The 19,865-nt window shown below is 48.9% G+C and carries 19 protein-coding genes; 3 read left to right on the forward strand and 16 right to left on the reverse strand.

Annotation, left to right across the window (positions count from 1 at the left end; genetic code table 11):
* Window positions 1-27: 27 nt before the first annotated feature.
* From prc to G535_RS0111600, 9 genes are all read right to left on the reverse strand, one after another.
* Window positions 28-2,091: a carboxy terminal-processing peptidase gene (gene prc / locus G535_RS0111560; RefSeq protein WP_034728105.1), complete on the reverse strand. Its 2,064-nt coding sequence runs from the start codon at window positions 2,089-2,091 to the stop codon at window positions 28-30.
* 4 nt (window positions 2,092-2,095) lie between these two features.
* On the reverse strand, window positions 2,096-2,734 hold the full coding sequence (gene proQ / locus G535_RS0111565) for an RNA chaperone ProQ (RefSeq protein WP_026862205.1): 639 nt from the start codon (window positions 2,732-2,734) through the stop codon (window positions 2,096-2,098).
* Window positions 2,727-3,017, reverse strand: a complete 291-nt coding sequence (locus tag G535_RS0111570) for a hypothetical protein (RefSeq protein ID WP_026862206.1) — start codon at window positions 3,015-3,017, stop codon at window positions 2,727-2,729. The genes proQ and G535_RS0111570 overlap by 8 nt, the downstream gene beginning before the upstream one ends.
* A 9-nt stretch (window positions 3,018-3,026) precedes the next feature.
* Entirely contained in the window at window positions 3,027-3,488 is a 462-nt protein-coding gene (locus G535_RS0111575) for a GAF domain-containing protein (RefSeq protein ID WP_026862207.1), read from the reverse strand.
* 3 nt (window positions 3,489-3,491) lie between these two features.
* Window positions 3,492-3,782: a YeaC family protein gene (locus tag G535_RS0111580; RefSeq protein ID WP_026862208.1), complete on the reverse strand. Its 291-nt coding sequence runs from the start codon at window positions 3,780-3,782 to the stop codon at window positions 3,492-3,494.
* Window positions 3,782-4,108, reverse strand: a complete 327-nt coding sequence (locus tag G535_RS0111585; RefSeq protein ID WP_026862209.1) for a C1 domain-containing protein — start codon at window positions 4,106-4,108, stop codon at window positions 3,782-3,784. Before G535_RS0111585 ends, G535_RS0111580 begins: the two co-directional genes overlap by 1 nt.
* 135 nt (window positions 4,109-4,243) lie before the next feature.
* A complete protein-coding gene (locus G535_RS0111590) occupies window positions 4,244-5,926 on the reverse strand; it encodes an alanine/glycine:cation symporter family protein (RefSeq protein WP_026862210.1) in 1,683 nt (560 codons plus the stop codon).
* A 72-nt stretch (window positions 5,927-5,998) separates the two neighbouring features.
* The gene (locus tag G535_RS0111595) at window positions 5,999-7,129 is read right to left on the reverse strand and encodes a M14 family metallopeptidase (RefSeq protein WP_026862211.1); all 1,131 of its coding nucleotides are present in this window, start codon (window positions 7,127-7,129) and stop codon (window positions 5,999-6,001) included.
* Between the two features lie 64 nt (window positions 7,130-7,193).
* A complete protein-coding gene (locus G535_RS0111600; RefSeq protein ID WP_026862212.1) occupies window positions 7,194-8,639 on the reverse strand; it encodes a glyceraldehyde-3-phosphate dehydrogenase in 1,446 nt (481 codons plus the stop codon).
* Between the two features lie 187 nt (window positions 8,640-8,826).
* On the opposite strand from G535_RS0111600, the gene pyk reads away from it, so the two are divergent.
* Window positions 8,827-10,263, forward strand: a complete 1,437-nt coding sequence (pyk, locus tag G535_RS0111605) for a pyruvate kinase (RefSeq protein WP_026862213.1) — start codon at window positions 8,827-8,829, stop codon at window positions 10,261-10,263.
* On the opposite strand, the gene G535_RS0111610 is transcribed toward pyk, so the two are convergent.
* From G535_RS0111610 to G535_RS0111620, 3 genes are read right to left on the reverse strand one after another with little or no spacing between them, the layout of a single operon-like run.
* Window positions 10,256-11,101 carry a DUF6279 family lipoprotein gene (locus G535_RS0111610; RefSeq protein ID WP_026862214.1) on the reverse strand — a complete coding sequence of 282 codons (846 nt, stop codon included), beginning with the start codon at window positions 11,099-11,101 and terminating at the stop codon, window positions 10,256-10,258. The genes pyk and G535_RS0111610 overlap by 8 nt on opposite strands.
* Window positions 11,102-11,128: 27 nt before the next feature.
* Window positions 11,129-11,956: a LytR/AlgR family response regulator transcription factor gene (locus G535_RS0111615; protein ID WP_026862215.1), complete on the reverse strand. Its 828-nt coding sequence runs from the start codon at window positions 11,954-11,956 to the stop codon at window positions 11,129-11,131.
* Complete coding sequence (locus tag G535_RS0111620; RefSeq protein ID WP_026862216.1) at window positions 11,956-13,038, reverse strand: sensor histidine kinase; 1,083 nt, start codon at window positions 13,036-13,038, stop codon at window positions 11,956-11,958. Before G535_RS0111620 ends, G535_RS0111615 begins: the two co-directional genes overlap by 1 nt.
* 147 nt (window positions 13,039-13,185) lie before the next feature.
* Here G535_RS0111620 and G535_RS0111625 point away from each other — a divergent pair, with 147 nt between their 5' ends.
* Window positions 13,186-14,955 (forward strand): M61 family metallopeptidase, encoded by a 1,770-nt coding sequence (locus G535_RS0111625; RefSeq protein ID WP_241970436.1) that lies wholly within the window; start codon window positions 13,186-13,188, stop codon window positions 14,953-14,955.
* On the opposite strand, the gene G535_RS0111630 is transcribed toward G535_RS0111625, so the two are convergent.
* Genes G535_RS0111630 through G535_RS0111640 form a run of 3 tightly spaced genes read right to left on the reverse strand, consistent with a single transcriptional unit; the run spans window position 14,952 to window position 17,357 of the window.
* A complete protein-coding gene (locus G535_RS0111630) occupies window positions 14,952-15,782 on the reverse strand; it encodes a M23 family metallopeptidase (protein WP_026862218.1) in 831 nt (276 codons plus the stop codon). The two genes, G535_RS0111625 and G535_RS0111630, sit on opposite strands and share 4 nt — an antisense overlap.
* Entirely contained in the window at window positions 15,775-16,659 is an 885-nt protein-coding gene (locus G535_RS0111635; RefSeq protein ID WP_026862219.1) for a 6-carboxytetrahydropterin synthase, read from the reverse strand. The genes G535_RS0111630 and G535_RS0111635 overlap by 8 nt, the downstream gene beginning before the upstream one ends.
* A gap of 47 nt (window positions 16,660-16,706) precedes the next feature.
* Window positions 16,707-17,357 (reverse strand): LysE family translocator, encoded by a 651-nt coding sequence (locus G535_RS0111640; RefSeq protein WP_026862220.1) that lies wholly within the window; start codon window positions 17,355-17,357, stop codon window positions 16,707-16,709.
* A 73-nt stretch (window positions 17,358-17,430) separates the two neighbouring features.
* Between G535_RS0111640 and G535_RS13955 the strand changes: the two genes are divergently transcribed.
* A complete protein-coding gene (locus tag G535_RS13955; RefSeq protein WP_275069077.1) occupies window positions 17,431-18,327 on the forward strand; it encodes a LysR family transcriptional regulator in 897 nt (298 codons plus the stop codon).
* Here G535_RS13955 and G535_RS0111650 read toward each other — a convergent pair.
* Window positions 18,324-19,817 carry an FMN-binding glutamate synthase family protein gene (locus G535_RS0111650; protein WP_241970461.1) on the reverse strand — a complete coding sequence of 498 codons (1,494 nt, stop codon included), beginning with the start codon at window positions 19,815-19,817 and terminating at the stop codon, window positions 18,324-18,326. The genes G535_RS13955 and G535_RS0111650 overlap by 4 nt on opposite strands.
* Window positions 19,818-19,865 lie beyond the last annotated feature (48 nt).

The following is a 19,865-nucleotide window of genomic DNA, read 5'->3' on the forward strand; positions in this document are numbered from 1 at the left end:
GCTTTTAATGAAGCTGCGTTTCGATGATTATTGCATTGCAATCTTCATCGTATCAATCAACTCAAAGCTTAGTACTAAGGTCTCATCGAGGTAAGGATCCGGCACTTCAAAATCTTTCGGCGCATCGTCCAAACTCTCGACCGGTTCAAGTCCGGCGCGGGTGAGACGCTCATTCAAACGCGCAAGACTCTTCTGTTCATTTTCCTGCTGTTCCGCTTCACGCTCAGCTAAAACTAAGCTCACCCACTTTTTCGCTTTCTCTTTGCGATAGGTTTCAGCGTCCTCAATGACGTAGGCAAACTCAGGGTTGCTCGCCACATGCTGCTGACTAACTTGCTGCAGCTGTTGAATGCGTTCGTCCGCGACAACATCCACAGGCGTATAGCTTGCGCTATCTAATTTATCCCAAGGTAACGCGTTCTCGAGGCTACTTTCACCAAACTCTTCGGTATCTGTGACGCTTGGAAAAACAATGTCTGGCACCACGCCACGCATTTGTGTACTACCGCCATTAATGCGATAGAACTTAGCAATGGTGTATTGCACACTACCGAGAGGTTCCTCAAAGAAGTCGAAGCGACGTTGTAGGCCGCGGTGTTGCTGCACGGTACCTTTGCCATAGGTGTTCTCACCCACAATCAACGCGCGTTGATAATCTTGTAAAGCTGCGGCAAAAATTTCTGAAGCTGAGGCGCTGTAGCGATCGACCATCACCGTCAGTGGGCCACCATAGTAGGTCTCATCATCACGATCACCGTTGACCTCACGCCGTCCACTACCATCCGCGACCTGCACCACAGGTCCTGAATCAATAAACAAGCCGGTTAAACGAATCGCTTCTTGTAAACTACCACCACCGTTCGTACGCAAGTCCATGACAATGCCTTCAGCATTCGCTGCGGTCGCTTCGTCAATAAGCTTTTTCACGTCTTCGCTAACATTGTGATAGAAGCTTGGCACCGTGATCACCCCGATAGTGCGACCTTTGTAGGGCCCCTCTTCCATGGTTTTCACGTCAACCTTAGCCGCACGATCTTCAAGCTTGACCTCATCACGGACAATCTTAACCGTGCTTGGCTTCGCGCCTGCCGCTTGATTCGCTTTCAGCACTTGCAGTTGTACGGTTGAGCCTTTCGGACCTTTAATGAGATCGACCACTTCATCTAACCGCCAGCCGATCACATCAACAAACTCTGCATCGGCGTCTTCACCTTGAGCAACCGCCACAACGCGATCATCGGGTGCAATTTCACCGCTCTTATCGGCCGGGCCACCTGGCACAAGGCTACGAATCACCGTGTAATCATAGTCGGCTTGGAGCACTGCACCAATCCCCTCAAGGGAAAGGTTCATGTTCTGCTCAAAGCGCTCTGAGTTACTCGGTGAGAGGTAACTGGTATGTGCTTCAACGCTACGGGCAAAGGCGTTCATCAAGGTCTGAAACACGTCTTCGCTGTTGGTTTGGGTTAAACGCTTAATCGCGCCGTTATAGCGCTTGCCCAAAGTTTCGACCACTTCTGGCCATTCTTTACCAGCCATAGTGAGGTTAAGGGCATCGTACTTCACCCGTTGCCGCCACAATTCGTCTAATTCGGCAGTGCTGGTTGGCCACTGCGCGTCTTCACGATCATAGTGATAGCGGTCGCCGGCAACGGTAAAATCAAAGGGTTTTTCTTCATCAAGTAAACTCAACGCGTACGCATAACGCTCATAACTGCGTTGGATACCTTTTTCAAACAGCGCATAGGCCGAAGCCAATTTGCCGGAATGAATCATGTCGTCAAACAGATGTTTGTACTCAGCTGCTTGTTCGATGTCTTCTTGCAACAAGAACATCTTGTTGTAGTCCATCAGCTCTAGATAACGATCAAGAATTTGCTCGGACAGCGCATTATCCAATTCCATATTTTTAAAGTGGTATCGGGTAAAGTACGTCGTCACGCGTTGACTGACGGCGCTATGTTGGTCTTCTTGCTTTAACTCCGGTAACTCTTCGAGGGTATGCACCGGAGGTAATGCCAAGGCTCCCCCTACCACACTGAATTGCAGTGCGATAGCGAGACTGAGCTTCTTCATCGTTTGAGCTGGCATGCAACTACTCCTGCTTTGCTATAAAAATGGCGTCTGCTTTCACTTTGACCGTCAGGCCATTGTGAAGTTGCACCACGACATCATTACGATCCTTTTCGACAATTTGTCCAGCCACTGGCTGTTTTCCAGCTTTAACCTGTACGTTTTGGCCAACGTGCAGCTGTGACTCATCAATGGCTTCGAGTTTTGGTGCTGCAGGCTTTTTCGCCGCAGGACGGCGCTTAGGTACATTGACCTTTTTCTTTGCCGGTGTTTTGCTTGGCTTTGCAGCTTCTGGACGCGCAGCTTTTTCAGCTTGCTTCTTACGCTCAGCAACTTCGGCTTTTGACTTCGCCAGTGCTTCAGCGGCATGCTGCTGGTGTTCTTCTTCCACCGCACCAACTTCATTGCCGTCTAAATCAATACGCTGGCCACCTGCTTTCATTGCCCGCAGATAGCGCCAAGAATTGGTGTAATGACGCAACGCAGTACGCAAACGGGTTTTACTTACGGCTTCATCGTCGGCAAGACGCTTGGCAAGTTCTTCAAAAATACCAACTTGTAAGGGTTTGGCATCCCCATTGAGTGAAAAGCACGCCGGAAATTTTTCCGCTAAATAGGCTAATACTTCTTTGTTGTTACTCAATTTTTTAACTTCACTCATCATCATCGCTGTCCTGCTGACGGGCGTCAGCTAGTTGCTCCATTATGTATGCCTGCATTTCGTCACTATCGAGTCCGAGTAAATCGGAATTTTCGATCCAGTCGAAAAGCGTACGGCGTACTACTTCTTCTAAAACCCCAAGACTATCATCTTCTTCACTGAATTGGTGAATGTAATGTAGTAATTCGTTCATTTGATCGACGGCGACATCGGCCTCGTCGTCGAAAAATACCATATCGTGATGGCTCACCAAATAGGCGTAGATGTCAAAATCGGTATACATGGTTTCCGCTCACGCCCAATCCAAGGTTTCGATGAAGCGTCCCAGTTTACTTAAGCCTTCGGCATCCTGCTCAGTAAAACGACCAACGGTTGGACTATCAAGGTCAAACACGCCGACGACTTGGTCGTTCACCACCAACGGCACCACGACTTCGGCATTGGACGCGCTGTCGCAAGCGATATGACCTGGGAACGCATGCACATCCATAACGTGCTGCGTCGTTCGGGTCGCTGCAGCGGTACCACAAACCCCTTTACCAAAAGCAATACGCAAACATGCGACCTTGCCTTGGAAAGGCCCCAAGACTAGTGTTTCAGGGGCTTTGGTGAGGTAAAAGCCAACCCAATTAACATCAGCTAAAGTGTCATAAACTAAGGCAGATAAATTACTTAGGTTGGCAATCAGATCGGTTTCACCGGCGGTGATCGCTTCTGCTTGAGCCAGCAAAAGTTCATAATCAGTGCTGTGCATGCATTAAGACTCTTGATCAGATAAAGGAAAACTTGCGATGGTTTGTTCATCTCGTGCTAAATCAGCACGCATCGCGCTTTTACTGCGGGTCACCAATAAACCGTCCGCACCAATTCGGAAAGGCTCATCCGATGGGCAGTATTTTGCTTGATACGCCATGACCAGCTGAATGGTGTTCGCCCGTTGCTCCTCGCTAAGGGCAACACCGTCCGGCCAGCGCCCAATTTCTACCGCTGTTACTAAACGTGCAAAGGTTTCTGGAGTAATACTGGCAAGTAAATCGTCAAACTGCATTAACGGCCTCGTTTCACCATGATTAACCGAACGCGGTTAATCAAAAACCACAACACACCGCCGCCCATCACCGCATAACTTACCTGAGCTTGCCATGAGTCCGGATGCGGTTGCACCCACACACTGTAGGCAAAGGCAGTAATACTGGCGAGTAAGGCCAACAGCGATTGGCTTAACAGCGTTTCTTTCTTGCGCTGACGTGCGCGCTCTTGTTCGCGTTCAAGATCATCTTGCGAGCGTCCTGCGAGCGTGTAATCGCAATGCGGACAACTGGCCGCTTTGCTCGAAATACGTTTATTACATGAGGGGCATTGAATCAGTGCCATGAGTGCCTCGTGTTAACTCCATCAAACTAAGCAATATAAGGGTTTCAGCGCCAATTTCAAGCGTTTCTGTAGCCCTGAAACGAAAGAACCCACGCGATGACGTGGGTTCTTAACAGAGGTTTGAAAAACGTTAGTTTAATCTTTGTTTTTCTGCGCCTGCTCCGCATCAAAGTCTTGCCAATAGGCTTTCACAGTATCTTTCATCTCACGTCGTAGCAAGAAAATACCGAGTAAGTTAGGCAAGGTCATCAGTACTATGGTGACATAGGACAAGGTCCACACCAACGTTGTATCGGCAAAGGAAGCGACGAAGAAACCAGCAACGTAGATAATACGGTACGGCATCACACCTTTTTGACCAAACAGGTACACCACCGCGCGGTCACCGTAGTACGACCAAGCAATCGCGGTCGAGAAAGCAAACAACATCAAACTCAGTGGTACAATGTACTCCCCGTAGCTACCCAAGAAGCCGTTGCTAAAGGCGATAGAAGTCAATGCAGCGGAGTGCACCAAACTCTCACCAACAATCACAATGTCTTCTTTGATCAAGCGCCCATTTTCGATCCGTAAGGTGCCTGTATAAGGATCTTCGCCAGCGACAATGAAACGCACATTTTCCGCGACTGAACGCGCATGCAACATGGTGTAACCATTGGATACTGGCTGACCATCTCGAACTTGAATCGTACCGTTGAATTTCTCTACTGTATTTTCATCGGTGTTGTTTAAGTAATGGTATAGCGCAGTACGATCAGTTTCATTGGTGTCATCGTATTTCCCTGCAATCACTTCAAGGTCGGTACGTGAAAACGTATTTTCATGCTTCTCGCTCCACACCCCTGACGAAAGGATCACTAAGCCGGTTAAGGTACAGACAATGATGGTATCGATGAAAGGCTCCAAGATCGATACCAAACCTTCTGAAACGGGCTCGTCGGCTTTAGCCGCGGCGTGCGCGATAGGGGCTGAACCTTGACCAGCTTCGTTTGAGAACAAACCACGGTTAACCCCACGGTTAAACGCGTAAGCAAAGGTTGCACCCAAGAAGCCGCCGGTCGCTGCCGAGCCACTAAAGGCATCAGTGAAAATGGCCGCAAATGACGGACCAATTTGATCAAGGTTGTAAAAGATAACGCTCAACGCACCAATAACATAGAGCAAGCCCATGATAGGTACGATTTTAGAGGTCACGGCAGCAATCCGCTTGATACCGCCGATGATGACCATCGCCAATAAAATCGCCAAAATACCACCGGTCAACATCGGGTCAATGCCAAAGCTCATTTCCATGCTTTGCGCAATGTTGTTGATTTGTGGCATGTTACCGGTACCAAACGAGCTGACGATGGTGGCGATAGCAAAAATAACTGCCAACCACTTCATGTTCAAACGGCGATCCATGTAATACATAGGTCCGCCGGCCATGGTGCCGTCTTCAGTTTTGACCCGGTATTTATGCGATAAGGTTACTTCCACAAACTTCGTGGTCATCCCGAGGAATGCGGTAACCCACATCCAAAATAACGCTGCCGGGCCACCTAAGAAGATCGCCAACGCAACACCACCGATGTTACCTGTGCCTACCGTCCCTGAAAGTGCGGTTGATAATGCTTGGAAATGCGTGGTGTCACCCTGCGCATCCTTTTTATCGAACTTCCCTGTGACGACTTTCCAGGCATGCTTGAAGTAACGTATTTGTGGAAAACCGAGATAAAGCGTAAAGAAAATACCTACGCCAAGCAGAATATATGGAAAGTACGCTGCTGACCCGAGATAGGTATCGAGCAGCAGCAAGAAGTTATTAATGGCTTCCAAGGTGTCCCCCTTGTGAACTTGTTATTGTTATTTATTGTAATTCTGTTGTTGTTCTAAGCTAACTTGCGCGAATTAATCGCGCAAGTTATTTGCTACAGCGTAAACGGCACTAAGCACGTCTGCGCCAAGCTGGGCACTACGGTTTGCTGACCAACCAAAATCTTCATCTGGTAAGTTCGCATTATCTTTAAACGGCATTTCTAAGGTAAAACTCAAGCAGTCAAAACGTTCTGCCACGGCATTACTGGCAACCGTGAGGTTCGCTTCGCCTTTGGCATCCACTTCGTAACCCTGCTCCACTTGGAATTCAGGCGTAATGGCCAACAAGGTTTCTTTAAACTGTGTTGCCAAGCGCTCGTGACGTTCGTCATAGCACGGCACGCCTTCACAGCCTGCTACAAAGTTATACGGCAGATTTTCGTCGCCGTGAATATCTAAATACAAATCAACGCCGGTTTCTTGCATCGCATTGAGTACATAATAGACTTCAGGGCTCTTCTCAAGCGACGGCGCAGCCCACTCACGGTTTAAGTTGGTACCTACCGCGTTAGTGCGCAAATGACCACGTACACTACCGTCCGGGTTCATGTTCGGCACCACGTAGAACACATTGTTTTGCAATAATTTACGTGCAGCACCATCTGCGTCGTCAAGCAACCGACCTAACATGCCTTCAACGAACCACTCAGCCATGCTCTCGCCTGGGTGTTGCCGTGCGGTAACCCAAATTTTCTGTTTGCTGTCATCCGGCTCGCCGATAACAAGCAAGTTCATGTCACGGCCATCAAGGGTTTGACCAAGTAACACGTGCTCAACCAAGCTTGATTGCTGGGCCCAGTGGATCAAATCTTGATGACGCTCATACGAATAAGGTGCGAAGTAAGCGAAATAAACGCTTTCTTGCTCTAGGGTGTGACGAATGGTAAAAGTCTTACCGTCATACTCACAAGGTACGCGGAACCAGGTCTCGCGGTCATACGAAGCGACTGCTGAATAGTCTTTCCAACCATCCGGGTATGCTGACGTGCTGGCATTGGTAATGTGCATCACATGCTCAGTGCCAATTTCACCGTACAGTTTAAAGTGGAACCACTGATAAAAATCAGATTGGTTGTCCCGACGAATTTGCAGCTCAATGGCATCTTCGCTTTCTGCGTTAATCACTTCAATGTTACCGCTATCAAAGTTTGCAGTAATAAACATATAAAAACTTCCTGTAGTTAAAAACAAAAGCGCCGATTGGCGCTTTTGTTGTTGGAGAGACGGGTTACTTTGGCAAGTTCATCAATTGCTGGCCAGCCATTTGCTCAGCCACGCGAATCACTTGGCAACTGTAGCCAAACTCATTGTCATACCAGACATAAAGCACTGCACGATCACCATCAACGATGGTTGCTTGCGAATCAACCACGCCAGCGTAACGTGAGCCGACTAAGTCGGTCGAAACAATTTCAGTTGATGCGGTGTAATCAATTTGCGCCTGCAAATCTGAATGAAGCGCTTGATCACGCAAGAAACTGTTCAACTCGTCTTTGTTGGTCTCTTTACCAAGGTTCAGGTTCATAATGGCCATCGACACGTTCGGTGTAGGAACACGAATCGCGTTACCGGTCAATTTACCTGACAGCTCTGGTAGCGCCTTAGCAACCGCTTTCGCAGCACCTGTTGAAGTCAACACCATGTTGAGTGGCGCTGAACGACCACGACGTTCTGCCGAGTGGTAGTTGTCGATCAAGTTTTGATCGTTGGTGTACGAATGTACGGTTTCAACGTGACCGTTACGAATACCATAATGGTCATTCATCACTTTTAATACCGGTGTAATCGCGTTTGTTGTGCAGCTTGCCGCACTGACAATCAAATCTTCCGGCTGAATCATGTCATGGTTTACGCCATAAACGATGTTCTTGATGTCGCCTTTTGATGGCGCAGTTAACAAGACTTTCTTCACGCCTTTAGCTTTCAAGTGCAAACCAAGGCCAGCTTCGTCTTTCCAGATACCGGTGTTATCAATAACAATAGCATCGTTGATGCCGTACTCAGTGTAATCGACTTGGTCTGGACCGTTAGAGTAGATCACTTTGATGCTGGTACCGTTCGCTTTAATTGCACTGTTTTCATGGTCAACGGTAATCGAGCCATTGAATGGGCCATGAACTGAATCACGACGCAACAAGCTTGCACGCTTTTCAAGGTCACCGTCACGGCCTCCGCGAACCACGATCGCGCGTAAGCGCATTTTATTATTGCTACCGTTGCGCTCGATCAATAACCGAGCCAGCAAGCGACCAATACGACCGAAACCGTAAAGTACAACGTCTTGTGCTGGAATCTCGTCGGCTTTATCGATGATATCGCCGAGCTCTGCGTGCAGGTAGTCTTCAACAGATACGCCCTTACCTGCGTCGTTTTGCAAGTAATTGAAGGCCAATTTACCCAAATCAACGCGGGCTGGTGCCAACCGCATTTTGCTTAACGCTTCGATAAACGGGAAGCTCTCGCGCAAACGAAGTTTTACGCCTTCGTGGCGACGGATCAAGCGATGGGCTTTAATGATGTTGATGGTATCAACATTCAACAGTGAACGGCCGTAGACCAAAATCTCCACGCCGTAGTTACGATACAAACGGCCAATCAATGGCTGCATCATTTCGGCGTATTCCTGGCGCTCCTGCCAGCTTTGTAAGGTCAAATCCTGCTGTTGGTCACTCATGCGATTATTACCTTTGCGTTACGGTGAAAAAGAAAAGAACCAAAAAAGTGGGCGCCATTGTACTTAAATACGTCGATAGTTGCCAGAAGCACTGTATCCCGTTGGTGAGCATGGTATAATTTTACACTTCTCTAACTCTTTACGATTCATCTGCATAGTCAGGCTTAGCGCCGCCGAGGAGTCTTGCATGTTACGCCGTACCAAAATCGTTACTACTTTAGGTCCTGCTACCGATAACCGTGCTACCTTAGAAGCACTTATTAAAGCGGGTGCGAACGTTGTACGATTGAACTTTTCCCATGGAAAGCCCGACGACCACCGCGAGCGTGCGGCTATGGTTCGTGACATTTGTAAACAGCTCGGTACGCACGTTGCCATTCTTGGCGACTTGCAAGGTCCGAAGATTCGTATTGCCAAGTTTGCGCATGGTGCAGTCACCCTCGATGAAGGCGATGCTTTTGTCCTTGATGGTGAACTTGCCAATGACGCAGGTAACGGCCAAACCGTAGGTATCGACTACAAAGAATTGCCGCAAGATGTAAAACCAGGCGATGTCTTGCTCTTAGATGATGGGCGCCTGCGCTTACGCGTCGACAAAGTTGAAGGTGCGCGTGTGGTAACGACCGTATTAGTTGGCGGTAAACTGTCCAATAATAAAGGTATTAACCGGCTTGGTGGCGGTCTATCCGCTTCAGCATTAACGAGTAAAGACCATAGCGATATCCAACTTGCTGCTGAAATTGGCGTGGATTATCTCGCCGTTTCCTTCCCTCGTTCAGGTTCAGACATGCATGAAGCACGTCGCTTATTACGTGCGGCCAATGGTACTGGTATGTTATGTGCCAAAATTGAACGCGCCGAAGCGGTCGCCAGTGACGCGGCACTTGATGACATTATCCGCGCCTCTGAAGCTGTCATGGTTGCCCGTGGTGACCTCGGCGTCGAAATTGGCGACGCACAATTGGTCGGTAAGCAAAAACGCATCATCGAACGCGCACGTCAGTTGAATAAAGTGGTGATCACAGCGACCCAAATGATGGAGTCGATGATTGAAAATCCAATGCCAACCCGTGCAGAGGTGATGGATGTCGCGAACGCCGTGCTCGACGGCACCGATGCAGTCATGCTTTCTGCAGAAACTGCGGCTGGTAAGTTCCCTGTTGCAACGGTGAAAGCCATGGCGGAAATCTGTCTTGGTGCTGAAACACATCCAACGGCGCGTTTAGATAAAGGTGATTTAGAAGAAACCTTTACCTCAACGCAAGAAGCTACGGCGATTACGGCAATGTACGCAGCCACCCATTTGGCCGGGGTTAAAGCGATTCTCGCGTTAACTGAGTCAGGTTCGACGGCGAAATTGATGTCACGTATTCATACCTTCTTGCCGATTTTTTCGCTTTCGCGTCACCCTGACAGTCGGAACCGTTGCGCATTGTATCGCGGCGTCTACCCGATTGCCTTTGACTCAACGCGGAGTAAACCAGAGAGCTTGGTTTATGATGCAATTCATGAAATCAAAATGCGCGGCCATGTGGTACCAGGTGACTTAGTTATCCTCACCCATGGTGACGTCATGGAAACAGTCGGCTCGACCAATACCTGTAAGATTATTGAAGTTAAATAACGTAATCTTCCGCAATTGCGGCAACCGTATCTCGGTAATCTTGCAGCTTACGCTGCAAGTGCCGCTTTTGCTTAGGTGTTAGTTGTTGGTGTAATGCAACCAGTAAGCTAATGGTACGCTCACGATTGGCTTCACGCTGCTGTGTCAGAGCGTCGCTTTGCAGTTGTTCTGGCGAGGTCATGAGCATTTGTACGTTGGCTTCGAAATCTGCGGCATTTGGTCGCAGCAAGGTTTCGGTAAACACCGTCAGCCAGCGTTGCTGGTAAGCAATCCAGGCACTATCATCCTGCTCTGCCGCGTTATAGGCGTCTTTTAACAATGCTCGCTGCTCCGCGGTAAGCGCTCCCAACCACTCTTCAGCAGCGTCGTAGAGTTCATCCAACTGGGCTTCTGGGTCCGCCAATGCTTCTTTATTTTCTTCGCGCTTTTCTTCAAGGCGCTCATTGAGCCGCTCGATAAGCATCGCCTGCTGCTCAAGCGACAGTCTTGGTAGGTAGGCTTGTGCGAGAGGTTCAATTTGCATGCGTAGCGAATGCCAAAAATCAAACACTTGAAAGCTGTACACATAAAGGTCTTCGCGGCTAAGTTCCGGTTTCTCAATCTCTGCAATGAGACGGTCCAAAAAATCGCGATAGCGTGGCATTTGCGTTTGTCCATGCCATTGATGTAGCGCATCAATACTTGCGGACACCTCATCTTCGAGTTGTCCCGAGAGATCCACATATTTGGCAAGTTGCCATTCAAGATAAGTATCCGCAAAGCGATAGGAGAACGAGGTCGAACAACCGGTGATCGTGAGTAACGTCAGTAGCGCGATAAACCATCTGCGTTGTTGCATCGTTGCCTCCTGCTGATGTCACTCGCGCTAGGTGGTAAGAATGAGCTTTTTAATACGCTCTTTGTAGCTGCGACTGACTTTCAATTCTTTACCGTTTTTCAAAATGATGTGGTACTCACCGTTTTGCCGACTACAGAGCTTCTCAATCTGATCCAGGTTGACGATGGCCGAGCGGTGAATGCGTTGAAAGCGATTTGGATTCAACTCATCTTCCAGCTCTTTCATGGTACGGCGCAAAATATGTGTTTCGTCACTGGCGTGAATACACATGTAGTCACCCGCCGCATCAATCCATTCAATCGAATTGATCGCGACCCGCGTGATTTCACCACTCTCTTTAATGGCAATATGCTCAGGATACCGCGTCGATCCCATCTCTTTGTCATCCGCAAGGCGGCGCAAAATGGCTTCGCAATCTTCTCCCGTGGCATCGGCCAGTAGATTTAGCATACGTTGCTGTTGCTGATCTCGTTCACGTTGAGCAAGATTTTTTTCAACGCGAGCTAAGGTTTGCGCCAGTCGCTCGTGATCTACAGGCTTAAGCAAATAGTCAATCGCACGTACATCAAAGGCTTTGATAGCATAGTGATCGTACGCAGTAACAAACACGACGACCGGCAGCTTTGTGCCTTGCTGCTTCACTTCACGCAATAACTCAAAACCATTCATGCCAGGCATTTGAATATCTAGAAAGATAAGATCTGGATTCAAACTGGTGATTTTCTCTAACGCTTGGCGCGCGTTCGCACATTCATCCAGTAACTCTACTTGTGGGAACTCCTGTAGCCGTACCGCAAGCCCTCGGCGCGCGAGCGATTCATCGTCTACAATCAAAGTACGAATTTTATTACTCATCAAGCGTCAACCTGTTCGAAAGGAATACGTAATTCAACGCGCATACCATGCGGTTCATTCTCTGCTAATGTAAATGAGTACCGCTTACCATACAAGGCCTGTAAACGATCTCTTGTATTGCTTAGGCCAACGCCGCCAGTTTCAATTAAGTTTTCGACAGGTTTTTTGCAGCCTGGGCCATTATCGGCGATGACCACCACCAATTCTTCACCTTCCCGTTGTGCCGAGATACTAATTTCACCGCCCTCTTCGAGCTTTGCAATGGCGTACTTGATCGAGTTTTCAATCAACGGCTGCAAAAACAAACTCGGCACCAGCGCTTGCTGGGCTTCATCGGACACTGAAATATTGACCTGCAAACGTTCATCAAAACGCACTTTCTCAATATCCAAGTACAACATCAACGCGTCGATCTCACGCGCCAGTGGAATTTTTTTAATCGGCTCGTTATCCAACGAAAAGCGTAGAAACAAGCTAAGCTTATCCATCATTTTATTGGCAAGATCATTCTCTTTAATCAGGATCAGCGTCGAAATCGCATTCAGCGTATTAAACAAAAAGTGTGGATTCAGTTGGTAACGCAGCATTTTAAGTTGCGCCTGATGCGCCATCGAGGTTGCCATCAACGCTTTTTGCTTTTCGTCTTGGAGCATTTGGTAGTACTTGATCCCAAAGTACAAGCCGCTCCAACTCAACATAATGTAAAACTTCGCCAAGGCGTTCTTAAAGTAAAACCACTCGTTATCTGGACGAAAGCCAAACTTATAAATTTCCCAATAAGTGGCATTATCAATCACCGCCCATACGCTTGCGCTGAGATAAGCAGCACTGAGCACCACGCTAACGAGAAGCCAAGGTGGCTGATCCCAAATACGGCGGTATAAATAACGCAAAGGTACGGTCAGCAGAAAGCCCGCATAAGCACCGAGCAAAATAATCAGAATGTAGATGGATCGCATCTCATGCATTAACGAGCCGATATAATGCACCAGCGCGTAACCTGACCATCCTGCGGCTTGCAACACCCAGAAAAAGCGGTTGCGGTCATCCAGCAGGGTTTTCCAGCGTCCAAGAGTTATCATTCTGCCAACCTAATTCATACAAACACGCCTCGATTATACCTTGTCCAACTGCTGCTGTCGGTTCATTTGTCGCATTGAAAAGACTACATAGCGCCTCTTGCGCATGCTAGGATTTACCGCATCGCTCTTCGTTAACGAGGTATTTTGGTGCATTACGCAATTACCCCACTTGATCCCCATGGTCACCAATTTGCAGTAACCTTGCAGGTAACACCGCGCCATGCGGAAGCTTTGACCTTAACTTTACCGGCATGGATCCCCGGCAGTTATATGATCCGTGATTTCGCCCGCAATATTCTCGATTTACGCGCGGAAGCCAATGGCCAAGCATTAACGGTCAAGGCCATCGACAAACAAAGCTGGCAGATTGCAGCGAGTGCCCATCCAATTACCATCAACTACTTGGTCTATGCCTTTGACTTATCGGTGCGCAGTGCTTATTTGGACCAGTTTTGGGGCTTTTTCAATAACAGTAGCTTATGCCTTGCCGTACAAGGCTATGAACACCACTGCATTGATTTAACCCTTCAGTTACCTGAGCAGTTGGCCGATTGGCACGTCGCCACCGGGATGCCTCGTTTACACGGCGAGACCTTTGGTGCCGGACGTTTTCGTGCAGAAAATTATGACGCTTTATTGGATTACCCCTTTTTACTCGGCAAGCTTGGCATTCATGAATTTATTGCTGGCGGGCGCAAACATGCGTTAGTTACTGCCGGGCGTTGCGCGATTGACGCCGAGCGTATTTGTGGTGATTTGGCGACCCTCTGTGAATATCAAATCGAGCTGTTTGATAAGCAGGCACCTTTTGACCAATATCTGTTCCTGACCATGGTTGTCGGCCAAGGTTTTGGCGGCTTAGAGCATCGTAATTCTACCGCGCTTATGTGCAGTCGCCGTGACTTACCGCATGCGGGTGTTGAACTGGCAACGTCGAAAGATTACCAAACCTTCTTGAGTTTATGCAGTCACGAATATTTTCACAGCTGGAACATCAAAACCCTAAAACCGAAAGAGTTTCTGCCCTATCAACTTGACCGAGAACAGTACACGCGACAGCTATGGTTTTACGAAGGTGTCACCTCTTATTTTGACGATTATGTGCTGCACGCGGCTGGTTTAATCGATGCCGACACCTATTTAGCCCGCATTGGCGATACCCTCGCCCGGGTACAACGTGGTGTTGGCGGCGAACGTCAAACCGTTGCTGATTCAAGTTTTCATGCTTGGACGCGATTTTACAAGCAAGATGAAAATGCCCCGAATGCCATCGTAAGTTATTACGCTAAGGGGGCGCTGATTGCACTGTGCCTTGATTTGCTGATCCGCAGCCAAACCCGCGCGGCACAAAATTTAGGAACAGTCATGTCAGCCTTTTGGCAACGCTACGGCAAAACCTTAGAGGGCACCACAGAGACCAGCTTTGCTGACTTTCTACAAGCAACCTATAAGGTGAACCTGCATGCCTTTATTTCACGTGCAATCGACAGTACCGAACCCTTGCCGGTGACGGAGTTGCTGCATGATTTTGGTGTTGAGGTCACACGTGCCGCAGCACAAGATGACAATAGCTATGGCGGTCGAGCCGCACAACAGCCCTTACCTGTCAGTTTGGGCGCCCGTTTTAAAGGCAACGCCAATGGTTTGGAATTGCAGGTGGTATTTGCCGATGAAGCCGCTCAACTGGCGGGGTTAAGCGCGCAAGATCGCATCATTGCCTTCGACCACTTGCAGATCACCGGTGATAATTTCCGCGAACTGATGCAACGGTATCGTCATGGCGACACGGTGACTGTTCATGCCTTTCGTCGTGACGAGTTGTTTGTCACAACCTTAGTTTGGCAGGCACCCAAGGCCAGTAACTTCTTACTTAAGGTTACTGACCCGACGCGCGCGCAGGGCTGGCTTCAGCTTTAATCGCTGAAGCTTATGCTATCGAAATGCTCTAATACGAGGGCGGGGTCTAAGCGGACATCGCCCCAATTTACCCGCCAATCCAGATGTGGTCCCGTCGCACGTCCGGTCGCTCCCACGGTGCCAATCCGATGTCCTTGCTCAAGACGCTCCCCGACCTTTACATCGACACTGTTTAAATGAATGTAGGTGGTGGTTAAGCCAAGACCATGTTCAACAATGACAGTACCACCTGAGTAAAACAAATCGCTATCGGCAAACACCACTTCGCCCGGCCAAACCACTGCCACGGGTGTGCCCGTAGGTGCTGCAATGTCTTGGCCATAGTGAGGATTACCAGGCTTACCGTTATAAACCCGCTGACTCCCATAAACACCGCTGATACGCCCTTTGGCGGGAGCGATAACAGGTGTTAGGAAGTCAGTGCGTTGACTGTGTTGCGATCGTGCTGCGCGCACCGCTTTGGCTTCGCGCGCGGCGCGTTCCATTTGTTTCGGATCAGGTGTCACGGTACGCTGTGGCACACCTTCGATACGGTCAATTTTGTAGCTGCGATCGGCCAAGGTGAGCTGCTGTTGGTGTACGCGCCCATCCGGTAAGGTCACCGTTAACTGCTGGCTAGTTGCGGCGTCACGTGCGAACCCGAAGACCACATAACCGGCTTCTGAAACCGTCAACGTTTTGTCATTCAAACGCACGGTTGCTCCGACTTCGGTCTTGCCAATCATCAGCCCACCTGAAGTTGGTGCGCCAATTAACTCAATTCCTTCGCTTGCCACTGCACGAGTACAACCGAGGAGCAGTGACAGTGCTAACATTGTTTTACGCATACATGATTGCTCCCTTACCCACGCCTTCGTACGCTAACACACGAATTTTGCCTGCTGGATTCTGTTCCGAGCGAACCTGTGCTGCTAAGTACTCCGCAATACACTCGACAGTGGAATCTGTCGCAATACAGTAGTTTTCCTGCGTCGGCACCAACAGTTCAAAGCGGCCTTGATCCGCTTCGTAGGCATAGGCAACGTGCGTGCTTGACGTGAGTTGTTGCGCTGCGACTGAACGCTGTAAGGCCGTTGGCTCACAACGATCTTCAGTGGAGCCCAGATAAATATCTTGCCAGCGCTCCGCCCATAAAGCTTCAAGTTCAGGCTGACGGGTGTCATCGACAAAAATTTGTAAGCGCGAGCGATGGCCATGGGCAATGCGTTGACAGTTGCCATCGTGTTTTTTTAAGCCATGGGTGTAATGATAATACGCGCCGTCAATCACTTCTTCGCGTAATGTCAGCTGTAAACCTGCCACATTGCCCGGTAACTCGCGCTTAATAATGCCACGCAGGTAGGCAATAACACTCGCCTTAGTCACCCGATCAGCATCAATGTACGCAAAGGCTTCCGCCGGGCAAAATAAGTGAATTGAGCGATGGTTCGGCCGCATAAAGTCAACCCAATGACTATTTTGGTCATCACTGTGGGTGACGTGCGTATAAGGATGCTCGGCTGGAATAGCGAGTTTATGATCGACGGCATCATCGATAATGCGTTTGATTTGTTTTTTGACTTGGCCAAAATCAAGCACCATCGACTGTTCGTTCAAGCTACCATCAAGAATAATGTCCACGATCCAGCTTTCACCAACAATGCCCCGCTCTGGGCACACGTAAGAAAAGTCGATGACGGTAAGATCGTTTACGAATAACTGCATAGGACACTCAAAAGCCAATAAAAAAATAGGTCGTTATGATAGCACTATCAGGCGCTAACGAGAACTTGAATTACATGCCACCAGTCATAGATGAGCTTGCCACAAAGCAACAGCAACAGCGCTCCCATCACGCGGTCTAACCAATGGCCATAGCGCCAAATCTGCTGATAAAAGCGTGGAAGCGTCAGCAAGGTTGCCAGGATGCTAAACCAGAGCGCGGTGGCCAGTGCCATATAGAGGCCATAGCCCGCCTTCACTAAGGTTGGCGTTTCAGGATGGATTACAGCGGTAAATAACGCCATAAAAAACAGCGTTGCTTTAACATTTAAACCATTGGTTAAAAAGCCAACACGAAAGGCTTTCGCCGCTGTGAGTTGTCCTGCTGCATGGGCCGAACTTGGCTGTGCGGTGTTTGGCTTAGATTGAATCGCCTGCCAGCCGATCCAGCCCAAGTAGAGAGCGCCAATAAGTAACAAACTCGCATACACCCACTGATACCGATGAATGACTAAAGTGACACCGAGTAACGAATAAGCAACGTGGATCAGAATACCTGTGCCAATACCTAAAGCCACCCAACGGCCAATCCGTCGACCATAGGCTAAGCTATAACGGGCAGTGACCGCAAAGTCTGGGCCTGGCGAGGCTACGGCCAAAAAATGCAGAATGGCAATTTCAAGAAATTCCTGTAAATACATTGCTTATTGCTTCTCTTATCTTTAAATTTATGCAATACAAATTAATTATTTCGCAAACGATTCGGGGTTGACTGTGTTACTTAAAAATTACTCTCTCAACGCGCTACGGGTATTTGCTGTGGCAGCTAACGCGGCCTCATTTAAACAAGCAGCGCAGCAGCTGGACTTATCACAATCGGCAATTACGCGTCATATTCAGACGCTGGAAGAACAACTTGGTGCTCCCCTGTTTCGCCGCGATAATCGCGTACATGCGCTTACCCCTGCCGGTGAAGTACTGGCCGCTAAACTACTGCAATTATTTCAGCAAATCGAGCAAAGTGTGCAACAAGCGCGCGACTGTGGTGACGAGCAAGTCACCACCTTACGCGTGGTTGTCGCCGACAGCCTGTTACGCTGGTGGTTGGCAAGCCGGTTAGCAGACTTTAACGCGATTTACCCACACATTCGGTTACAGCTCGATACCTATGCCGATGGCACTGAGGAAACACTGCTAAGTGATACCGCACAAGCGATTCAACATGGCAGTATTGACCTTGCCGTGCTGCATGGGCGGATTAAAGATCGCAACCTACAACATGAGCCTCTGTACCGTCCTACGTATCAGGTGGTTTCGAGTTCCGCGCAAACTGCCGACACGGCGCCTTATTTTGTTGCCCCCGCTAGCGATGCTTGGCAGGTGTTAACCAAACACCACAGCACTCAATTGCACGCGGCAGTGGTGCAACCCTTTGCGAAAAATACCATAGGGTTAGAGCTGTTGCGCAGTCTCGATGGACATGGCGTGGTGGATAGTTTGTATTTGCAACACCCACAACTGGAGCCGTTGCATCGCTCAGCCCTGCTTTGTGCACCGAGCAAACATGAGGTGCATTGTGTATTAAAACAACGCACCCGTCACCCCGTCGCAGTCGTAGCCTTTACCAAGTGGTTACAAAACCGCATTCAACAAAGTCTGCACCACGTTTAAACCCGTGGTGCTTGCGGTGGATAACGCTCAGCCAAACTAATGCTATCGCCGGTATGGGTAATTACCCGGGCATGACGGCGGTTAAGCTGACGCGGATCGGATACGCCACATGAGTGCGCGACAATATTGACCCCGTACTCTAAAAACTTGTGATAGTTGGCGACACGCACCGCCTTCACTTGTGGGTCTAGCCCTTTTTGCAACGACTTCTGATGGGTCGTGATACCTGTCGGACAGGTATTTTTATTGCACTGCATTGCTTGAATACAGCCTAACGAGAACAAGAAACCTCGCGCGGAAACAATAAAGTCAGCCCCTACCGCAAGCGCCCAAGCAACGTCAGCAGGCGAAATCATCTTACCTGAGACAATCACCCGAATCCGTTCTTTCAACCCGGCAGCGATAAGCTTGTCGACTAAAATAGGTAAACTTTCAGAGAGTTTAAGACCAACGTAGTCCATTAAGGCTTGTGGTGCAGAACCCGTACCACCATCGGCACTATCAAGGGTAATAAAATCTGGCGCGGCGGCTTCCCCGCGTTGCTTAATAGCCTCAATAAATTCATCAATCCAAGCTGGATCACCCATAACGAATTTAATCCCGACCGGCTTATCGGTAATACCACGAATCCGAGCAATGAAATCAAGTAACTCGGCATCAGATTTTATTTCTGGGTGACGGTTTGGACTAATCGAATCTTGCCCTTCGGCAATACCGCGAATTTGCGCAATTTCTTTGTTAACTTTAACCCCCGGTAGAATACCGCCTTTACCCGGTTTAGCACCTTGGCTTAGCTTGAGCTCGAACATCTTAATTTGTTCCATTTCGCTCAACTCTTTTAAGCGTTGCTCGTTTAAGCTGCCATCCTCGTTACGCACACCATATTTTGCGGTACCGATCTGAAACACCAAATCGCCACCACCTTCTAAGTGATAAGGGCTTAAGCCTCCTTCACCGGTGTTGAGCCAACACCCTGCTAATTTGGCTCCTTTCGATAACGCCCGCACCGCTACGGGAGATAGCGCACCATAGCTCATGCCGGAAATATGAAAGAACGATGCGGGTGCGTACGGATGCGCACAATAAGGACCAATTTCAACCGGTGCCGGTTGGGTTTTTTCTTCCGACTGGCGTGGATAAGGCGCATTGGCAAAAATAATCGTGCCGTTGACCGTCAGATCGCGCGTTGAACCGAACGCAAGGTTACGATCGGCATTTTTAGCTGCGCGGTAAACCCAACTACGCTGCGCCCGGTTAAACGGCATTTCTTCGCGATCCATAGCGAAGAAATATTGCCGGAAAAACTCGCCTAAATCTTCAAACATATACCGAAACCGCCCGATAACCGGGAAGTTACGGCGAATCGTATGTTTGGTTTGGGTCTTATCAACCACATACATCACGACAATGCTTATCAGCACCGCCACTAAAACCAGTACAAACAAGCCCAGCAGCCATTGTGCAACGACCAATAGCGTCGAACTATTCATCCATGCGTTGTCGACCATTTTTTTAACTCCACCTCTTTGTTTAGATTA

Origin of the sequence: Pseudidiomarina sediminum DSM 21906 (assembly GCF_000423165.1) — a bacterium.
In the GTDB taxonomy this organism is placed as follows: Bacteria; Pseudomonadota; Gammaproteobacteria; order Enterobacterales; family Alteromonadaceae; genus Pseudidiomarina; species Pseudidiomarina sediminum.

Excerpts from the sequence above, each read along its gene's own strand:
- G535_RS0111630 (WP_026862218.1), bottom strand. The coding sequence starts at position 15,782 with ATGCGTAAAACAATGTTAGCACTGTCACTGCTCCTCGGTTGTACTCGT.
- G535_RS0111650 (WP_241970461.1), bottom strand. The coding sequence starts at position 19,817 with ATGAATAGTTCGACGCTATTGGTCGTTGCACAATGGCTGCTGGGCTTG.
- G535_RS0111585 (WP_026862209.1), bottom strand. The coding sequence starts at position 4,108 with ATGGCACTGATTCAATGCCCCTCATGTAATAAACGTATTTCGAGCAAA.
- proQ (WP_026862205.1), bottom strand. The coding sequence starts at position 2,734 with ATGAGTGAAGTTAAAAAATTGAGTAACAACAAAGAAGTATTAGCCTAT.
- G535_RS0111635 (WP_026862219.1), bottom strand. The coding sequence starts at position 16,659 with ATGCAGTTATTCGTAAACGATCTTACCGTCATCGACTTTTCTTACGTG.
- G535_RS0111615 (WP_026862215.1), bottom strand. The coding sequence starts at position 11,956 with ATGAGTAATAAAATTCGTACTTTGATTGTAGACGATGAATCGCTCGCG.
- G535_RS0111595 (WP_026862211.1), bottom strand. The coding sequence starts at position 7,129 with ATGTTTATTACTGCAAACTTTGATAGCGGTAACATTGAAGTGATTAAC.
- G535_RS0111580 (WP_026862208.1), bottom strand. The coding sequence starts at position 3,782 with ATGCAGTTTGACGATTTACTTGCCAGTATTACTCCAGAAACCTTTGCA.
- G535_RS0111570 (WP_026862206.1), bottom strand. The coding sequence starts at position 3,017 with ATGTATACCGATTTTGACATCTACGCCTATTTGGTGAGCCATCACGAT.
- G535_RS0111640 (WP_026862220.1), bottom strand. The coding sequence starts at position 17,357 with ATGTATTTACAGGAATTTCTTGAAATTGCCATTCTGCATTTTTTGGCC.
- prc (WP_034728105.1), bottom strand. The coding sequence starts at position 2,091 with ATGCCAGCTCAAACGATGAAGAAGCTCAGTCTCGCTATCGCACTGCAA.
- G535_RS0111610 (WP_026862214.1), bottom strand. The coding sequence starts at position 11,101 with ATGCAACAACGCAGATGGTTTATCGCGCTACTGACGTTACTCACGATC.
- G535_RS0111575 (WP_026862207.1), bottom strand. The coding sequence starts at position 3,488 with ATGCACAGCACTGATTATGAACTTTTGCTGGCTCAAGCAGAAGCGATC.
- G535_RS0111620 (WP_026862216.1), bottom strand. The coding sequence starts at position 13,038 with ATGATAACTCTTGGACGCTGGAAAACCCTGCTGGATGACCGCAACCGC.
- pyk (WP_026862213.1), top strand. The coding sequence starts at position 8,827 with ATGTTACGCCGTACCAAAATCGTTACTACTTTAGGTCCTGCTACCGAT.
- G535_RS0111600 (WP_026862212.1), bottom strand. The coding sequence starts at position 8,639 with ATGAGTGACCAACAGCAGGATTTGACCTTACAAAGCTGGCAGGAGCGC.